At 71.0% G+C, this 16,033-nt stretch carries 11 protein-coding genes, 1 rRNA gene and 1 pseudogene; 11 read left to right on the forward strand and 2 right to left on the reverse strand.

Features of this window, described 5'->3' with window-relative positions; translation table 11 throughout:
* Position 1 precedes the first annotated feature (1 nt).
* Both argF and ACYSMR_RS14270 read left to right on the forward strand, forming a co-directional pair.
* A complete protein-coding gene (argF, locus tag ACYSMR_RS14265) occupies positions 2-970 on the forward strand; it encodes an ornithine carbamoyltransferase (RefSeq protein WP_461746085.1) in 969 nt (322 codons plus the stop codon).
* Complete coding sequence (locus tag ACYSMR_RS14270) at positions 967-1,461, forward strand: arginine repressor (protein ID WP_461746087.1); 495 nt, start codon at positions 967-969, stop codon at positions 1,459-1,461. Before argF ends, ACYSMR_RS14270 begins: the two co-directional genes overlap by 4 nt.
* A gap of 22 nt (positions 1,462-1,483) precedes the next feature.
* Here ACYSMR_RS14270 and ACYSMR_RS14275 read toward each other — a convergent pair whose 3' ends face one another.
* Positions 1,484-1,918 carry an ankyrin repeat domain-containing protein gene (locus ACYSMR_RS14275; protein WP_461746089.1) on the reverse strand — a complete coding sequence of 145 codons (435 nt, stop codon included), beginning with the start codon at positions 1,916-1,918 and terminating at the stop codon, positions 1,484-1,486.
* Between the two features lie 205 nt (positions 1,919-2,123).
* Between ACYSMR_RS14275 and ACYSMR_RS14280 the strand changes: the two are divergent.
* Positions 2,124-2,965: pseudogene (locus tag ACYSMR_RS14280) on the forward strand (AMP-binding protein); the annotation flags it as partial.
* Between the two features lie 171 nt (positions 2,966-3,136).
* Positions 3,137-3,460 carry an AMP-binding enzyme gene (locus ACYSMR_RS14285; protein ID WP_461748032.1) on the forward strand — a complete coding sequence of 108 codons (324 nt, stop codon included), beginning with the start codon at positions 3,137-3,139 and terminating at the stop codon, positions 3,458-3,460.
* A 108-nt stretch (positions 3,461-3,568) separates the two neighbouring features.
* Here ACYSMR_RS14285 and ACYSMR_RS14290 read toward each other — a convergent pair whose 3' ends face one another.
* Positions 3,569-5,245, reverse strand: a complete 1,677-nt coding sequence (locus tag ACYSMR_RS14290) for a catalase (protein ID WP_251334038.1) — start codon at positions 5,243-5,245, stop codon at positions 3,569-3,571.
* Between the two features lie 391 nt (positions 5,246-5,636).
* Here ACYSMR_RS14290 and ACYSMR_RS14295 point away from each other — a divergent pair, with 391 nt between their 5' ends.
* The 7 genes from ACYSMR_RS14295 to ACYSMR_RS14325 all read left to right on the forward strand — a co-directional run bounded on the left by ACYSMR_RS14295 (position 5,637) and on the right by ACYSMR_RS14325 (position 15,419).
* The gene (locus ACYSMR_RS14295; RefSeq protein WP_461746091.1) at positions 5,637-6,848 is read left to right on the forward strand and encodes an argininosuccinate synthase; all 1,212 of its coding nucleotides are present in this window, start codon (positions 5,637-5,639) and stop codon (positions 6,846-6,848) included.
* A gap of 111 nt (positions 6,849-6,959) precedes the next feature.
* On the forward strand, positions 6,960-8,408 hold the full coding sequence (gene argH / locus ACYSMR_RS14300; protein WP_461746093.1) for an argininosuccinate lyase: 1,449 nt from the start codon (positions 6,960-6,962) through the stop codon (positions 8,406-8,408).
* Complete coding sequence (locus ACYSMR_RS14305; RefSeq protein WP_251334035.1) at positions 8,405-9,115, forward strand: DNA-3-methyladenine glycosylase; 711 nt, start codon at positions 8,405-8,407, stop codon at positions 9,113-9,115. Before argH ends, ACYSMR_RS14305 begins: the two co-directional genes overlap by 4 nt.
* Positions 9,112-9,648 carry an adenine phosphoribosyltransferase gene (locus tag ACYSMR_RS14310; protein WP_251334034.1) on the forward strand — a complete coding sequence of 179 codons (537 nt, stop codon included), beginning with the start codon at positions 9,112-9,114 and terminating at the stop codon, positions 9,646-9,648. Before ACYSMR_RS14305 ends, ACYSMR_RS14310 begins: the two co-directional genes overlap by 4 nt.
* 127 nt (positions 9,649-9,775) lie before the next feature.
* Positions 9,776-12,037: a HelD family protein gene (locus ACYSMR_RS14315; protein WP_461746096.1), complete on the forward strand. Its 2,262-nt coding sequence runs from the start codon at positions 9,776-9,778 to the stop codon at positions 12,035-12,037.
* Between the two features lie 79 nt (positions 12,038-12,116).
* Positions 12,117-13,427, forward strand: coding sequence for a tyrosine--tRNA ligase (gene tyrS, locus ACYSMR_RS14320; RefSeq protein ID WP_251334032.1), 1,311 nt, complete (start codon positions 12,117-12,119; stop codon positions 13,425-13,427).
* 468 nt (positions 13,428-13,895) lie between these two features.
* Positions 13,896-15,419: ribosomal RNA gene (locus ACYSMR_RS14325) — 16S ribosomal RNA — on the forward strand.
* Positions 15,420-16,033: the final 614 nt, after the last annotated feature.

The raw sequence follows: 16,033 nt of genomic DNA on the forward strand, positions 1-16,033 counted from the left end.
CATGACCCCCCGCCACTTCCTCGTCGACACCGACCTCTCCCAGCAGGAACAGGCCGAGGTGCTCGCGCTCGCCGCCGAGCTCAAGGCGGACCGCTGGGCCCACCGTCCCTACGCCGGTCCCCAGACCGTCGCCGTGATCTTCGACAAGACGTCCACCCGCACCCGCGTCTCCTTCGCGGCGGGCATCGCCGACCTCGGCGGCAACCCGCTGGTGATCAACCCCGGGGAGTCGCAGCTGGGCAAGGAGAGCGTGACGGACACCGCCCGGGTGTTCTCCCGCATGGTCTCCACGATCGTGTGGCGCACCTACGCCCAGGCGGGCCTCGAGGAGATGGCCGCGGCCTCGACCGTGCCGGTCGTCAACGGGCTCTCCGACGACTACCACCCGTGCCAGATCCTCGCGGACCTGCTGACCGTGCGGGAGCACAGGGGCGACCCCGCCGGGCTGACGTTCGCCTACCTGGGCGACGCGGCGAACAACATGGCCCACTCCTACCTGCTGGGCGGGGTGACCGCGGGGATGCACGTGCGCGTGGCCGGACCGGAGGGCTACCTGCCCGACCCCGGCGTCGTGCGCGCCGCCCAGGAGCGCGCCGCGCAGACCGGCGGCTCCGTGCTCGTGACCACCGACTCCGGCGAGGCGCTCGCCGGCGCGGACGTGGTGTGCACCGACACGTGGGTGTCGATGGGCCAGGAGGCCGAGCGGGAGGCCCGCGCCCGGATCTTCACGCCGTACGTCGTGGACGCCGCGGCGATGGCCAAGGCGGACCCCCGGGCGCTGTTCCTGCACTGCCTGCCCGCGTTCCGCGGGGCCGAGGTCACGGCGGAGGTCATCGACGGCCCGCAGTCGGTGGTGTGGGACGAGGCCGAGAACCGCCTGCACGCCCAGAAGGCGCTGCTGGTGTGGCTCATGGCGCAGTCGGGCCGCTACGAGCTGGGGGCCGCGGGCGCGCCCGCGGCGCGCCCGTGAGCATCCCGGCGACCAAGACCGCCCGGCAGGCGCGGATCGTGGCCCTGGTGAGCGGGGGGGCGATCCACTCCCAGGCCGAGCTGGCCGCCCGGCTGGCCGAGGACGGTGTGCAGGTCACCCAGGCGACCCTCTCCCGCGACCTCGTGGAGCTCGGCGCCGTGCGGGTCCGGGACGGCGAGGGCGCCCTCGTCTACGCGGTGCCGCAGGCCGGGCCCGACCGCGCGCCGACCGCCGGGCTCACGCAGGAGGTGCTCGACGCCCGGCTGGCCGGGGTGTGCCGGGAGCTGCTGGTCACCGCCGAGGCCAGCGCCAACCTCGTGGTGCTGCGCACCCCGCCCGGGGCCGCGCAGTACTTCGCCTCGGCGATCGACGCCTCCGTGATCCCGTCCGTGCTCGGCACCATCGCCGGGGACGACACCATCATGGTGGTGTGCCGGGAGCCCGGCGGCGGCGGCGCCGTCGCCCGCCGTTTCCTCGAGCTCGCCGAGTGAGCGCGGGCGGCCGGCGGCTGGCCTAGCGGCCCGCGTACTCCTCCAGCGCCGGCAGCAGCTCCGTGCGCTCGAAGACCTTCGCGAAGTCGGCGGCCGAGTGGGCGCCCGCCGTCTGGGAGGCCCCGGCCTCCAGCAGCCGGCGCACGATCCCCTCCTCGCCGCGGAAGACCGCGCTCAGCAGCGCCGTCTGGCCGTTGTCGTTGACCCGGTCCGGGTCCGCCCCGGCCTCGAGCAGGGCCGCCACCGTGTCCTCGTGCCGGTGGTAGGCGGCGAGGATCAGCAGGGTGTCGCCCTTGCCGTTGGTCAGGTTCACGGGCACGCCCGCCCGCAGCGCCGGGAGCAGGTTCTCGGTGTCGCCGGCCCGGGCCATGTCGAACAGGGACAGCACGTAGGCCATCTCCTCCTCGGTCAGCTCCGGCGCGGCGCCGCCCTCGTGCTGCTGGGGGTTCTCGCTCATGGGTCTTGTCCTCACGTGGTGGGTGCGACCGTGGTGGGCGCCACGGCTCCGGTACAGCAGTTTATCGGGGGCGGGCCCCCGCCCCGAAGCCGGCCCGGTACCCGGGTCCTGGCGTTGCCGTAACCCCCTGGCTCGCTCGCGTGATCCGTCCCACCGAGCACGCCTGTCACGCCGGTGCGCCCGCACCGGGGATCCGGAGCACCCCATGACCAACCTCGCGACCCTGCTCACCGACTCCGCCGCGGCCCGGCCCGAGGCCCGGGCGGTGGCCCTCGACGACCACGCGCTGACCTACGGCGCGCTGGACGACCTCTCGGCCCGCGTCGCGTCGATGCTCGTGGGCGCCGGGGTGGGGCCGGGGGACCGGGTGGCCATGATCCTGCCCGACGTCCCGCACATGCCCATCGCCTACCACGGCATCCTGCGCATGGGCGGCGTGGTCGTCCCCTCAACCCCCTGCTCAGCCCGCGGGAGCTGACCCACCACTTCGGCGACGCGGAGGTCTCCGTGGTCCTGGTCTGGGAGGCCATGGCCGAGGCCGCCCACCGGGCGGTCGCCGAGCTGGGCCGGGAGGTGCCGGTGGTCGTGGTGACCCCCGCCGGCACCCTGCAGACCCTGGGCCAGGTGCCCCCGCTGCCCGAGGTCGTCGAGCGGGCCGACGGGGACACCGCGGTGCTGCTCTGCACCTCCGGCACCACGGGCCGGCCCAAGGGCGCCGTGCTCACCCACCACAACCTGCTCCGCAACGCTCGGCTCTCCGCGGCCCTGTTCTCCGTGCGGCCCGGGGACGTCATGTTCGGCGGCCTGCCGTTGTTCCACGTCTTCGGCCAGACCGTGGCCCTCAACGGGGTCGTCTCCGCCGGCGCCACCGTCACGCTGCTGCCGCGCTTCGAGCCGGCGGGGGCGCTCGGGATCCTCGCCCGGGACGAGGTCACGGTCTTCGCGGGCGTGCCGAGCATGTACATCGCCCTGCTGCACGCCGCCGGCGACGGGCCGGTGGAGCTGCCGCACCGGCGCGCCGGGGACTCGGGCGGGTCCCCGCTGCCCGTGGAGGTCCTCTCGCGCTTCGAGCAGGTCTTCGGGGCCCCCGTCTACGAGGGCTACTGGCGCAACCCGGAGGCGACGGAGGCCGCGCTCCGCGGCGGCTGGCTCCACACCGGGGACCTCGCCCGGGTCGACGAGGAGGGCTGCTACTACATCGTGGACCGCAAGAAGGACATGGTCCTGCGCGGCGGCTGCAACGTCTACCCGCGCGAGGTCGAGGAGGTCATCCACCAGTTCCCGGGCATCGCCGAGGCGGCGGTGGTCGGCGTCCCCGACGAGGAGCTGGGCGAGGAGGTCGCCGCCGTCGTGGCCTTCCGGGACACGCCCGCGGACCGGGCGGACGGCAGGCTGGGCGAGCTGGACGCCTTCGTGCGCGAGCGCGTGGCCAACTACAAGCACCCGCGCTGGTACAAGGTCGTCGACGAGCTGCCCAAGGGCCCCACGGGCAAGATCCTCAAGCGCTCCCTCGACCTCGGGGGCGCGGTGCGCCCCACCTGAGCCGGTGCCCGCCGGGCACGCGAGAGGGGGCCGACCGCGGATCGCGGTCGGCCCCCTCCGGGCGTCCGCCCGTCCGGGGGCCCGCCCGGCGGGCCCCCGGTGCCGGGATCAGTTGGACATCATCGCGGGGCTCGCCTGCTGGGGCTCCCGCTCCACGACTACGCGCTCGTTCGGGACGCAGTGGGTCATGGTCAGGCCCTCCACGTTGCGCGGGCCGTTGCTGCCGAGGTTCGCCACGCGCTGCAGCTCCTCCTCGGACAGGCGCTGCGTGGGCAGGGGGCCCAGGTCGCGCACGTCCTCGAGGGACACGCCGACGCCGTCGCCCACGCGCCGGCCCAGCTCGTCCTCGACCATGTAGAAGTGCCAGACCATGCGCTCCTGGATCGGGCGGTCGCACTGGGACAGGGCGCCGATCAGGTTGGAGATCAGCTCCTCCTTCTCCCAGTCCTCCTGGAGCTGGAAGCGCTCGCCGGCCTGCTTGTAGTCGTTGGTCCGCTCGATCCGCGCCCGGGTGAGGCGGCCGGTGATCTCGGGGCCGACCGAGGCGTGGTAGCCCTCGTCCTTCGGGGCCTCCTGCACGCCACCGGTGATGGACGGCTCGTAGTTCACGTGCGGGTTCTGGCCCGGGGCGTGGTCCACGCGGTAGGCCATCTGCCCGTCGCGCTGGTTGGTGGCGACCTTGGCCTTCGGCGCGTTGACCGGCAGCTGCAGGTAGTTCGGGCCCACGCGGTAGCGCTGGGTGTCCGAGTACGAGAAGGTGCGGCCCACGAGCATCTTGTCGTCGGAGAAGTCCAGGCCGTCCACCAGCACGCCGGTGCCGAAGGCGATCTGCTCGTTCTCCGCGAAGAAGTCCTTCGGGTTGCGGTTGAGCACCATGCGGCCCACCGGCTTCGGCGGGAACAGCTCCTCCGGCCACACCTTGGTGTCGTCCAGCGGGTCGAAGTCCAGCTCCGGGTGGTCGTGGTCCTCCATGACCTGCACCTGCAGCTCCCACTCGGGGTAGTCGCCGGCCTCGATCGCGTCGTAGAGGTCCTTGGTGTGCGAGCCGAGCGTGCGGGCCTGGATGTTGGCGGCGTCCTCCGAGGTGAGGGACTTGACGCCCTGCTTCGGGATCCAGTGGTACTTCACGAGCACGGACTCGCCGGCCGCGTTGACCCACTTGTAGGTGTTCACGCCGAAGCCCTGCTGGTGGCGGTAGTCCGCCGGGATCCCGCGCGGGGAGAACAGGATCGTGATCATGTGCATCGCCTCGGGCGACTGGCTCCAGAAGTCGAAGGCGCGGTTGGCGACCCCGGCCTCGAAGTTCACGGGGTCCGGCTTCTGGGAGTGGATGAAGTCCGGGAACTTGATGGCGTCACGGATGAAGAACACGCCGAGGTTGTTGCCGACGAGGTCCCAGTTGCCGTCCTCGGTGTAGAACTTCACGGCGAAGCCGCGCGGGTCGCGGGCCACCTCGGAGGAGTCGCGGCCGCCGGCCACGGTGGAGAAGCGCAGGGCCACGTCGGTGCGCTTGCCGGGCTCCTGGAAGAGCTTGGCCCGGGTGTACTTGGCGATGGGCTCGTCGCCGTACTTGCCGTAGGCCTCGAAGTAGCCGAACGCGGTGGTGCCGCGGGCGTGGACCACGCGCTCGGGGATGCGCTCACGGTCGAAGTGGCTCATCTTCTCGAGGAACGCGTAGTTCTCCAGCGTCGCGGGGCCGCGGGAGCCGATGGTGCGGGTGTTCTGGTTGTCGTAGACCGGGTGGCCCTGGCGCGTGGTCAGGGTCTGGTCGGGAACGTTCGTCATTGGGTTCCTCTCGGGATCGGGACCGGGTGGAATGGACGGCCGGGACGCCGGGTCCCGACCGATCCGCATGTGGTCGGCGGCGAAGCCACCACCCGGGAGCCAGTATGTCGGAAGCAGGGCGTTATTGCTAGTGATTCATAATTGAGCGGCTGCCGTGGCGTCCCCGGGAAGGGGTGCGGAGGGCCGGCGCCCGGGGCCCGCGCGGGGGTGCGGGCGGTGCGGGGGTGGGCCAGGGCCGCGCCCCCAGTCGATCACCCCGGGTGGGGTGCGTCAAGGAGGCGGGACCGGGTCTCGGCGATGCATAAATACAACCATTTGTGTATAGTCATGCACAGCAGGGTGGGCGCCCCCCGGCGTCCGCGAGCCCAGAACACTACTGAAGGAGAACACCGTGACCGAGCGCGTCGTGCTGGCCTACTCGGGAGGCCTGGACACCTCCGTGGCCATCGGCTGGATCGGGGAGGCGACGGGGGCGGAGGTCATCGCCGTGGCCGTCGACGTCGGGCAGGGCGGGGAGGACCTCGAGACCATCCGGCAGCGCGCCCTCGACTGCGGCGCCGTCGAGGCCTACGTGGCCGACGCCCGCGACGAGTTCGCGGCCGAGTACTGCATGCCCGCGCTGCAGGCCAACGCCCTGTACATGGACGCCTACCCCGTGGTCTCCGCGCTCTCCCGCCCGGTCATCGTCAAGCACCTCGTGGCCGCCGCCCAGCGCTTCGGCGCCACGACCGTCGCCCACGGCTGCACCGGCAAGGGCAACGACCAGGTGCGCTTCGAGGTCGGCATCCAGACCCTCGGCCCGGAGCTCAAGTGCATCGCCCCGGTCCGCGACCTCGCCCTGACCCGCGACAAGGCGATCAACTACGCCGAGAAGCACAGCCTGCCGATCGTGACCACGAAGAAGAATCCCTTCTCGATCGACCAGAACGTGTGGGGCCGCGCCGTCGAGACCGGCTTCCTCGAGGACATCTGGAACGCCCCCACCAAGGACGTCTACGACTACACCGACGACCCCACGTTCCCCCCGCCCGCCGACGAGGTCGTCGTCAGCTTCAAGCGCGGGATCCCCGTGGCCATCGACGGCCAGGCCGTCACCCCGCTGCAGGCCATCCAGGAGATGAACCGCCGCGCCGGCGCCCAGGGCGTCGGCCGGATCGACATCGTCGAGGACCGCCTCGTGGGCATCAAGTCCCGCGAGGTCTACGAGGCCCCCGGCGCCATGGCCCTCATCGCCGCGCACCGCGAGCTCGAGAACGTCACGATCGAGCGCGAGCAGGCCCGCTTCAAGCGCACCGTCAACCAGCGCTGGACCGAGCTGGTCTACGACGGCCAGTGGTTCTCCCCGCTGAAGAAGTCCCTGGACGCCTTCATCCAGGACACCCAGACCCACGTCGAGGGCGACATCCGGATGACGCTGCACGCCGGCAACGCCACCGTCACCGGCCGCCGCTCCGGCACCTCGCTGTACGACTTCAACCTCGCCACCTACGACGAGGGCGACGCGTTCGACCAGTCCCAGGCCCGCGGCTTCATCGAGCTGTTCGGCATGTCCTCCAAGGTCGCGGCCTCCCGCGACCAGCGCCTCGCGGCCGAGGGCAAGTAGACCAGGAGCACGTAGGCTCGGTCCCGACAGGACCGGGCACGACGACGGAGGGCCCCATCCCGGCGGTGGGGCCCTCCGTCCACGCCACCCACGACCGGACGAGGAGACACGATGGCGCAGCAGGACAAGCACGGGACCAACGAGGGCGCCCTGTGGGGCGGGCGCTTCGCGGGCGGGCCCGCCGACGCCCTCGCGGCCCTGAGCCGCTCCACGCACTTCGACTGGCGCCTGGCCCCCTACGACATCGCGGGCTCCCGCGCCCACGCCCGCGTGCTGCGCACCGCCGGGCTGCTCACGGACGACGAGCTCACCGGCATGCTCGGGGCCCTCGACCGGCTCGAGGCCGACGTGCGCTCCGGGGCCTACGTGCCCGCCCCGTCCGACGAGGACGTGCACGGCTCCCTCGAGAAGGGGCTGATCGAGCGGGCCGGTCCCGAGCTCGGCGGCAAGCTGCGCGCCGGGCGCTCCCGCAACGACCAGATCGCCACCCTCGGCCGGATGTACCTGCGCGACCACGCCGGGATCGTCGCCCGCAACGTGCTCGACGTCGTGCGGGCCCTGCTCGACCAGGCGAAGGCCCACCCCGGGGCCCCCATGCCCGGGCGCACCCACCTCCAGCACGCCCAGCCCGTGCTGCTGTCCCACCACCTGCTCGCCCACGCCTGGGCGATGCTGCGCGACGTCCAGCGCCTCGTCGACTGGGACGCCCGCGCGGCGGTCTCGCCCTACGGCTCCGGCGCGCTCGCCGGGTCCTCCCTGGGCCTCGACCCGGCCGCGGTGGCCGCGGAGCTGGGCTTCGACTCCGCCGTCCACAACTCCATCGACGGCACCGCGTCCCGCGACGTCTACGCCGAGTTCGCGTGGGTCACCGCGATGATCGCCGTGGACATGTCCCGGATCTCCGAGGAGATCACCACGTGGGCCACCAAGGAGTTCTCCTTCGTGGTTCTCGACGACGCCTTCTCCACCGGGTCCTCGATCATGCCGCAGAAGAAGAACCCCGACGTCGCGGAGCTCGCCCGCGGCAAGGCCGGGCGGCTCATCGGCGACCTCACCGGCCTGCTGGCCACCCTCAAGGGCCTGCCCCTCGCCTACAACCGGGACCTGCAGGAGGACAAGGAGCCGGTCTTCGACGCGATCGACCAGCTCGAGGTGCTGCTGCCCGCCGTCGCGGGGATGATCGCGACGCTGCGCTTCAACACCGTGCGGATGGCGGAGCTCGCCCCGCAGGGCTTCGCGCTGGCCACGGACGTCGCCGAGTGGCTCGTGCGCCAGGGCGTGCCGTTCCGCGACGCCCACGAGATCGCGGGGGACGCCGTGCGCGTGTGCGAGCAGCGCGGGATCGAGCTGTGGGACCTCTCCGACGAGGACTTCGCGGGGATCTCCGCCCACCTCCTCCCCGCCGTGCGCGAGGTCCTCACCGTCGAGGGGTCCCTGGCCTCCCGCGACGCCCAGGGCGGCACCGCGCCCTCGGCCGTGGCCGCGCAGATCGAGGAGCTCGAGCGCCAGCTCGCCGGGGTGGAGGAGTTCTCGCGGCGCGCCCCGGTCGTCGCCGGGTGAGCCCTGCCCCCGTGGACGCCGCCCGGCTGCTCGCGCTGCTGTCCCTGCCCGCCCCCGAGGCCGCCCCGCGGCTGCTCGGCGGGGTCTTCGGCCACCGCACTCCCGAGGGCGTCGTGGCGCTGCGGATCACGGAGATCGAGGCCTACGGCGGCCCTGCCGGCTCCGACCTGCCCGACCCCGGCGCCCACACCTACCGGGGCCGCACCCCGCGCAACGCCTCCATGTTCGGCCCGCCCGGGCACGTCTACGTCTACTTCACGTACGGGATGCACCACGCCGTCAACCTGGTCTGCCGCCCCGCGGGCGAGGCCGGCGGCTGCCTGATCCGCGCGGGGGAGGTGGTCGAGGGCCTCGGCCTGGCCCGCGAGCGCCGCGCCGCCGGCCGCGCCACCCCCGTCCCGGACGCCGCCCTGGCCCGGGGCCCGGGCAACCTGGCCAAGGCCATGGGCATCGGCCTCGTGCACGACGGCGCCCCGCTCGCCCCGGGGGAGGACGCCGCCGCTCCCGGCTTCTTCCTGGTCCCGCCGGAGCCGGCCCCCCGGCCCGCGCTCGCCTCCGGCCCCCGCACGGGGGTGTCCGGGCCGGGAGGGACGGACGCGTTCCCGTGGCGGTGGTGGATCCCCGGCGAGCCCTCGGTCTCCCCGTACCGCGCCGCGCCCGCCCGCCGCCGTCGCCGGGCGGGCGCGGAGGGCGGACCGATAGCATGACGGGCGTGACTGAATCCGTGGAGCAGATGATCGAGCGCCTGTGCGTGAAGATTCCCGACTACCCGGAGCCGGGGGTCCTCTTCCGCGACCTGACGCCGCTGTTCGCGGACGCCGCCGGCTTCCGCCGCACCACCGACGCGCTCGTCGACGCCTTCCGGGGCCAGTTCGACTTCGTGGCCGGCGTCGAGGCCCGCGGCTTCCTCATGGCCGGCGCCGTGGCCTACGCCTCCGGCGTGGGGATGATCCCCGTGCGCAAGGCCGGGAAGCTGCCGCGGGAGACCTTCCGCGAGGAGTACGTCCTCGAGTACGGCTCGGCGGTGCTCGAGATCCACACCGACGACGTCCCGCGCGGGTCCCGCGTGCTCGTCCTGGACGACATCCTCGCGACCGGCGGGACGCTCGGCGCCACGGCCCAGCTGCTGCACCGGGCCGGCCTGCACGTCGCCGGCTTCGGGCTGATCATGGAGCTCACCGACCTGCGCGGGCGCTCGCGGCTGGGCGGGCACCGGGTGCGCGCGCTCTACCGCGTGTGAGCGGTCCCGGCCGCCCCCGCAGCTCCTCCTGACGCTCCTGTTACGGACGGCGCGGTAACGTCACTGCGCGGTGACGTCGTCGCGGTAGACTCGTTGGTCTGTTCGATCCGGAACGAGGTGTCCACCCATGGCAGAGACGACCGTCGCCACGATGGCGGCCGAGCAACTTGCTGTCGAGCGCGCGTACGTGGCGATGCTCTACGACCGGCTGGACGAGCTCCGGGCCGAGAAGTCGGCCGAGCTCGCCGCCGTGCAGCGCAGCGCGAACGCGGGCAACCACCAGAACCGCTCCGAGCGGGACGCCTTCGCCTCCCACTACGAGGACCGGCTGGCCCAGCTCAACGCCGTGGACCACCGGCTGGTCTTCGGCCGGCTGGACACGCGCGACGGCGACCGCCGCTACGTGGGCCGCATCGGGCTGGCCACGCAGGACCACCAGCGGCTCATGGTGGACTGGCGCGCCCGTGAGGCCGCCGCCTTCTACCAGGCCACCGCCCAGAACCCCATGGGCATCCGCCGCCGCCGCCACCTCATCCTGGAGGGGCGGGACGTCACCGCCCTCGAGGACGACGTGCTCGACGCGCAGATGCTCGACGAGGAGGGCGTGCTCCACGGTGAGGGGGCCCTGCTGGCGGCGCTCAACCAGAAGCGCACCGGCCGGATGTCGGACATCGTCGCCACCATCCAGGCCGAGCAGGACCGGATCATCCGCGCACCGCTGCCGGGCGTGCGCGTGGTCCAGGGCGGGCCCGGCACGGGCAAGACCGCCGTGGCGCTGCACCGGGCCGCGTACCTGCTCTACGAGCACCGGGAGCGGCTGCGCAAGGCGGGGGTGCTGATCGTCGGCCCGTCGTCGTCGTTCATGTGGTACATCGAGCGGGTCCTGCCCGCCCTCGGCGAGACCGGCGTGGTCATGTCCTCCCTGTCGGAGCTGTTCCCCGGGGTCACCGCCGTCCCCGAGCGCGACCCCGAGGCCGCGCAGCTGAAGGCCGGCCTCGACATGGCCGACGTGATCGCCAAGGCCGTCAAGGACCGGCAGAAGGTCCCGGACCGGGACCAGGTGCTGCGCGTGGAGTCGCACCGCGTCACGCTCACCCGCCGGATCGTCAAGCGGGCGCGGGACAAGGCGCGCGCCACCGGCAAGCCGCACAACGAGGCCCGCAACACCTTCGTGAAGATCGTGCTGCGCGAGCTCACCGAGCAGCTGGGGGACCACCTCAACAGCACGAGCGGCAACGTCATGGACCGCTCCTACCTCGCCGAGGACATCCGCCAGTCCCGGGACGTGCGGGTCGCCCTGAACCTCGCCTGGATGCCGCTGTCGCCGCAGACCCTGGTCTCGCAGCTGTTCGGCAAGCGCCACTACCTCGAGTCCGCCGCCCCGCACCTGGGCCCGGCGCAGGTCGAGGCGCTGCTGCGCCCGCTCGACGCCCCCTTCACCGTGGCCGACGTGCCGCTGCTCGACGAGGCCGCCGAGCTGCTGGGCGATCTCGACGCCGCCGGGGTGCGGGTGCGCGCCGACGCGGAGCGGGAGCAGCGCAAGGCCACGGACAACGCCGAGCGGGCGCTGCAGAACATGCACCAGAGCCTGGAGGACGTCGGCGCCGACGGCATCGTCACCGCCGCCCAGCTCACCGACTTCAACGCCGTGACACCGCACCGGATGACCGCCGCGGAGGCCGCCACCGCCGACCGCACGTGGGCCTACGGGCACGTGGTGGTCGACGAGGCGCAGGAGCTCTCGCCCATGCAGTGGCGCGTGCTGATGCGCCGCTGCCCCATGAAGTCCTTCACGGTGGTCGGCGACATCGCCCAGGCGGGCTCGGCCGTCGCCGCGCACAGCTGGGCGGACGCGCTCGAGCCGTTCGTGGGGGAGCGGTTCTCCCTCGACGAACTCACGGTCAACTACCGGACCCCGGCCGCGATCGCCGAGGCCGCCGTGGACGTCGCCCGCGCGGCGGGCCTCGCCCTGTCCGCTCCGCGCGCCGTCCGGGACGGCGAGCCGCCCATCGTCACCCGGTCCGACGACGCGGGCCTGGCCGGCGCCGTGCTCGAGCAGGTGCGCACCGAGCTCGAGGTCGTCGGCGGCGGCCTCGTGGCGGTCATCGTGCCCGAGGACCGGGTCCGGGAGATCGGGCCGGCCCTCGCCCAGGCGCTGCCCGGCCTGGTCGGCGCCGGGGTTCGCCGGCTCGACCGGCAGGTGGTGGTGCTCTCCGCCTGGGACGCGAAGGGCCTCGAGTTCGACTCGGTGGTGCTCGTGGAGCCGCAGGCGCTGGTGGAGGAGACCGGCGGCGCCGTGGGCAACCTCTACGTGGCCATGACCCGCCCGACCCAGCGGCTGCGCGTCGTCGCGGCCCGGGAGCTGCCCGCGGGCCTCGACCGGTCCTGAGGCCCACGGCGGTCACGGCCGTTCCCCCGACGGGTACCAGGGCGCCGGCGCCGGCCCGCGCCCTGGTACCTTGGGAGCCGTGTCGAACGCAATTGATCTGAACTCCCAGCACAACGACCCGACCTTCGCCACCGTGTGGCAGGAGCTGCAGTGGCGGGGCCTGGTGCACGTGTCGACCGACGAGGCCGCCCTCGAGCAGGCCCTGTCGGGGGAGCCGATCACCTACTACTGCGGGTTCGACCCCACCGCGGCGTCGCTGCACCTGGGCCACCTCGTCCAGCTGCTGCTGATGCGCCGCCTCCAGCTCGCCGGCCACCGGCCCATCGGCCTCGTCGGCGGCTCCACGGGGCTGATCGGCGACCCCCGGCAGACCTCCGAGCGCGTGCTCAACTCCAAGGAGACCGTGGCGCAGTGGGTGCAGCTGCTGCGCGCCCAGGTCGAGCGCTTCCTCTCCTTCGAGGGGGAGAACCCGGCCGTGATGGTCAACAACCTCGACTGGACCTCCCAGCTGTCCGCCATCGACTTCCTGCGCGACATCGGCAAGCACTTCCGCGTCGGCACGATGATCAAGAAGGAGATCGTGGCCAAGCGCCTGAACTCCGACGAGGGCATCTCCTACACCGAGTTCAGCTACCAGATCCTCCAGGGACTGGACTACCTCAACCTGTACCGGCACCACGGCTGCACGCTGCAGACCGGCGGCTCCGACCAGTGGGGCAACCTGACCTCCGGCACCGAGCTGATCCGCAAGGTGGAGGGCGCCTCCGTGCACGCGATCGGCACTCCGCTGATCACCAACTCCGACGGCACGAAGTTCGGCAAGTCCGAGGGCAACGCCGTGTGGCTGGACCCGGAGCTCACCTCGCCGTACGCGTTCTACCAGTTCTGGCTCAACACCGCCGACGCCGACGTCGTGGACCGGCTCAAGGTGTTCACCTTCCTGACCCGGGAGCGGATCGAGGAGCTGCACCGGCAGGTGGAGGAGGCCCCCTTCAAGCGCGAGGCGCAGAAGGTGCTGGCCTGGGAGGTCTGCTCCCTGGTGCACGGGGCGGCGGCCACCGAGAAGGCCATCGCCGCGTCCGCCGCGGTCTTCGGCCGGGGCGAGCTGGACGAGCTGGACGCCGGCACCCTCGACGCCGTGGCCCGGGAGCTGCCGACCGCCCGCGTCGAGGCCGGCGCCCACCGGGTCGCCGACCTGCTCGTGGCCACCGGCCTCTCCGAGTCCCGCTCCGCCGCCCGGCGCACCCTGAAGGAGGGCGGCGCCTACCTCAACAACCGGAAGGTCGCCGGCGAGGACGCCGAGCTGGGCAGCGACCAGCTGCTGCACGGCCGCTACGCCCTGCTCCGCCGGGGCAAGAAGCACCTCGCCGCCGTCGTCGTCGAAGCCTGACCGGCGCCCGCGGGGAGCGAGTTGCAGGCCCCCGGAGCCGCGTGTAGTGTTCATCGAGTCGTCAGGCAGGGCCCACGGGGCCGGCGGACGACGAACCCGCAAAGATCAGCACGGCGACCAGCCGTGCCTAGTTCATGCGGGAACGACCGTCACGGTCGTCCGGAACCCGGGACAACGTCAAGTTGACACGCCGGGAACGGGCTCCGTATGATGGTTGAGCCGCTGAAGGAGGGAACGAGGTTCCCGAGCCGGAAGCAGCTTCCTTTCTTCGAGTTCTGGGCCTTGGGGGTCTGGTTCTTGGTCTGTTGTTTGAGAACTCAATAGTGTGCCATGTTTGTTGATGCCAAATGTTTTGTTTGGTTGATTGGCCGTTGCTCGTTCCGCCTCCGTGGGGTGGGTGACGGTGTCAGCCTGGATCGTCCGGGTGTCCTGCTTTGTGGTGGGGTGTTCGGGTTGGTTTTCTGTTTTTTGACGGAGAGTTTGATCCTGGCTCAGGACGAACGCTGGCGGCGTGCTTAACACATGCAAGTCGAACGATGATGCCCAGCTTGCTGGGCGGATTAGTGGCGAACGGGTGAGTAATACGTGAGTAACCTGCCCCTGACTCTGGGATAAGCCTGGGAAACCGGGTCTAATACTGGATACGACCTTCCACCGCATGGTGGGGGTGGAAAGGGTTTACTGGTTTTGGATGGGCTCACGGCCTATCAGCTTGTTGGTGGGGTAATGGCTCACCAAGGCGACGACGGGTAGCCGGCCTGAGAGGGTGACCGGCCACACTGGGACTGAGACACGGCCCAGACTCCTACGGGAGGCAGCAGTGGGGAATATTGCACAATGGGCGAAAGCCTGATGCAGCGACGCCGCGTGAGGGATGACGGCCTTCGGGTTGTAAACCTCTTTCAGTAGGGAAGAAGCGCAAGTGACGGTACCTGCAGAAGAAGCGCCGGCTAACTACGTGCCAGCAGCCGCGGTAATACGTAGGGCGCAAGCGTTGTCCGGAATTATTGGGCGTAAAGAGCTCGTAGGCGGTTTGTCGCGTCCGCTGTGAAAGCCCGGGGCTCAACCCCGGGTCGGCAGTGGGTACGGGCAGACTAGAGTGCAGTAGGGGAGACTGGAATTCCTGGTGTAGCGGTGAAATGCGCAGATATCAGGAGGAACACCGATGGCGAAGGCAGGTCTCTGGGCTGTTACTGACGCTGAGGAGCGAAAGCATGGGGAGCGAACAGGATTAGATACCCTGGTAGTCCATGCCGTAAACGTTGGGCACTAGGTGTGGGGGACATTCCACGTCCTCCGCGCCGTAGCTAACGCATTAAGTGCCCCGCCTGGGGAGTACGGCCGCAAGGCTAAAACTCAAAGGAATTGACGGGGGCCCGCACAAGCGGCGGAGCATGCGGATTAATTCGATGCAACGCGAAGAACCTTACCAAGGCTTGACATCCACCGGACCGCCCCAGAGATGGGGTTTCCCTTCGGGGCTGGTGGACAGGTGGTGCATGGTTGTCGTCAGCTCGTGTCGTGAGATGTTGGGTTAAGTCCCGCAACGAGCGCAACCCTCGTTCTATGTTGCCAGCACGTGATGGTGGGGACTCATAGGAGACTGCCGGGGTCAACTCGGAGGAAGGTGGGGATGACGTCAAATCATCATGCCCCTTATGTCTTGGGCTTCACGCATGCTACAATGGCCGGTACAAAGGGTTGCGATACTGTGAGGTGGAGCTAATCCCAAAAAGCCGGTCTCAGTTCGGATTGAGGTCTGCAACTCGACCTCATGAAGTCGGAGTCGCTAGTAATCGCAGATCAGCAACGCTGCGGTGAATACGTTCCCGGGCCTTGTACACACCGCCCGTCAAGTCACGAAAGTTGGTAACACCCGAAGCCGGTGGCCTAACCCCTTGTGGGAGGGAGCCGTCGAAGGTGGGACCGGCGATTGGGACTAAGTCGTAACAAGGTAGCCGTACCGGAAGGTGCGGCTGGATCACCTCCTTTCTAAGGAGCCGTTGACCACCGTGTGGTGGTCGCCCCCGCTTCGAGCAGCCGTAGGTGCTGCCGGTGGGGTGAGCTCATGGGTGGAACATCAGCAGGCAAGCGGCCGCACCTTAGGTGCTGGTCGTTCTCTTCTTCAGTACCCGCTCACCGCGGGCTGCCGGGTTGCCCCGGTGGTCGTGGTGGTGGTGGAACGGTGGGGGACGTCCGGTGGAGGAGCGGTCCATGGCGCACTGTTGGGTCCTGAGACAACAGGCCCCGACCCGGGCGCACCGGTTCCTGCGCTGCTGGTCCCCTTTGCGGGGGCGGTGGTGGAGGGGTGGTGGGTTCGTGGTGGGTGGTGAGATGTCTTTGGTTCCCGGCGCCCCGCCGGCGGCGGTGACGGCCTGATGGTCGTGACTTCCGCCCGTGAGTGTGGGGTGTGCGGGTTGTTGTTTGAGAACTGTATAGTGGACGCGAGCATCTTAAGAACTGGTGCCGCAGCAGTCGCAGGGGTCGTCTTCGGGCGTCTCGGCGGTGGTTGTGGTGCCTCAAGTTCGTGATTGATCGCCGCCCAGTGCTGCGGGCAGCGGGTCCTTCTCCTTGCGGGAGGGGGCCGGTGGTCGTGGTGGTGGGTC

The organism is Kocuria sp. U4B (assembly GCF_054875615.1).

Excerpts from the sequence above, each read along its gene's own strand:
- ACYSMR_RS14315 (WP_461746096.1), top strand. The coding sequence starts at position 9,776 with ATGGCAGAGACGACCGTCGCCACGATGGCGGCCGAGCAACTTGCTGTC.
- ACYSMR_RS14275 (WP_461746089.1), bottom strand. The coding sequence starts at position 1,918 with ATGAGCGAGAACCCCCAGCAGCACGAGGGCGGCGCCGCGCCGGAGCTG.
- argF (WP_461746085.1), top strand. The coding sequence starts at position 2 with ATGACCCCCCGCCACTTCCTCGTCGACACCGACCTCTCCCAGCAGGAA.
- ACYSMR_RS14285 (WP_461748032.1), top strand. The coding sequence starts at position 3,137 with ATGGTCCTGCGCGGCGGCTGCAACGTCTACCCGCGCGAGGTCGAGGAG.
- ACYSMR_RS14290 (WP_251334038.1), bottom strand. The coding sequence starts at position 5,245 with ATGACGAACGTTCCCGACCAGACCCTGACCACGCGCCAGGGCCACCCG.
- argH (WP_461746093.1), top strand. The coding sequence starts at position 6,960 with ATGGCGCAGCAGGACAAGCACGGGACCAACGAGGGCGCCCTGTGGGGC.
- ACYSMR_RS14310 (WP_251334034.1), top strand. The coding sequence starts at position 9,112 with ATGACGGGCGTGACTGAATCCGTGGAGCAGATGATCGAGCGCCTGTGC.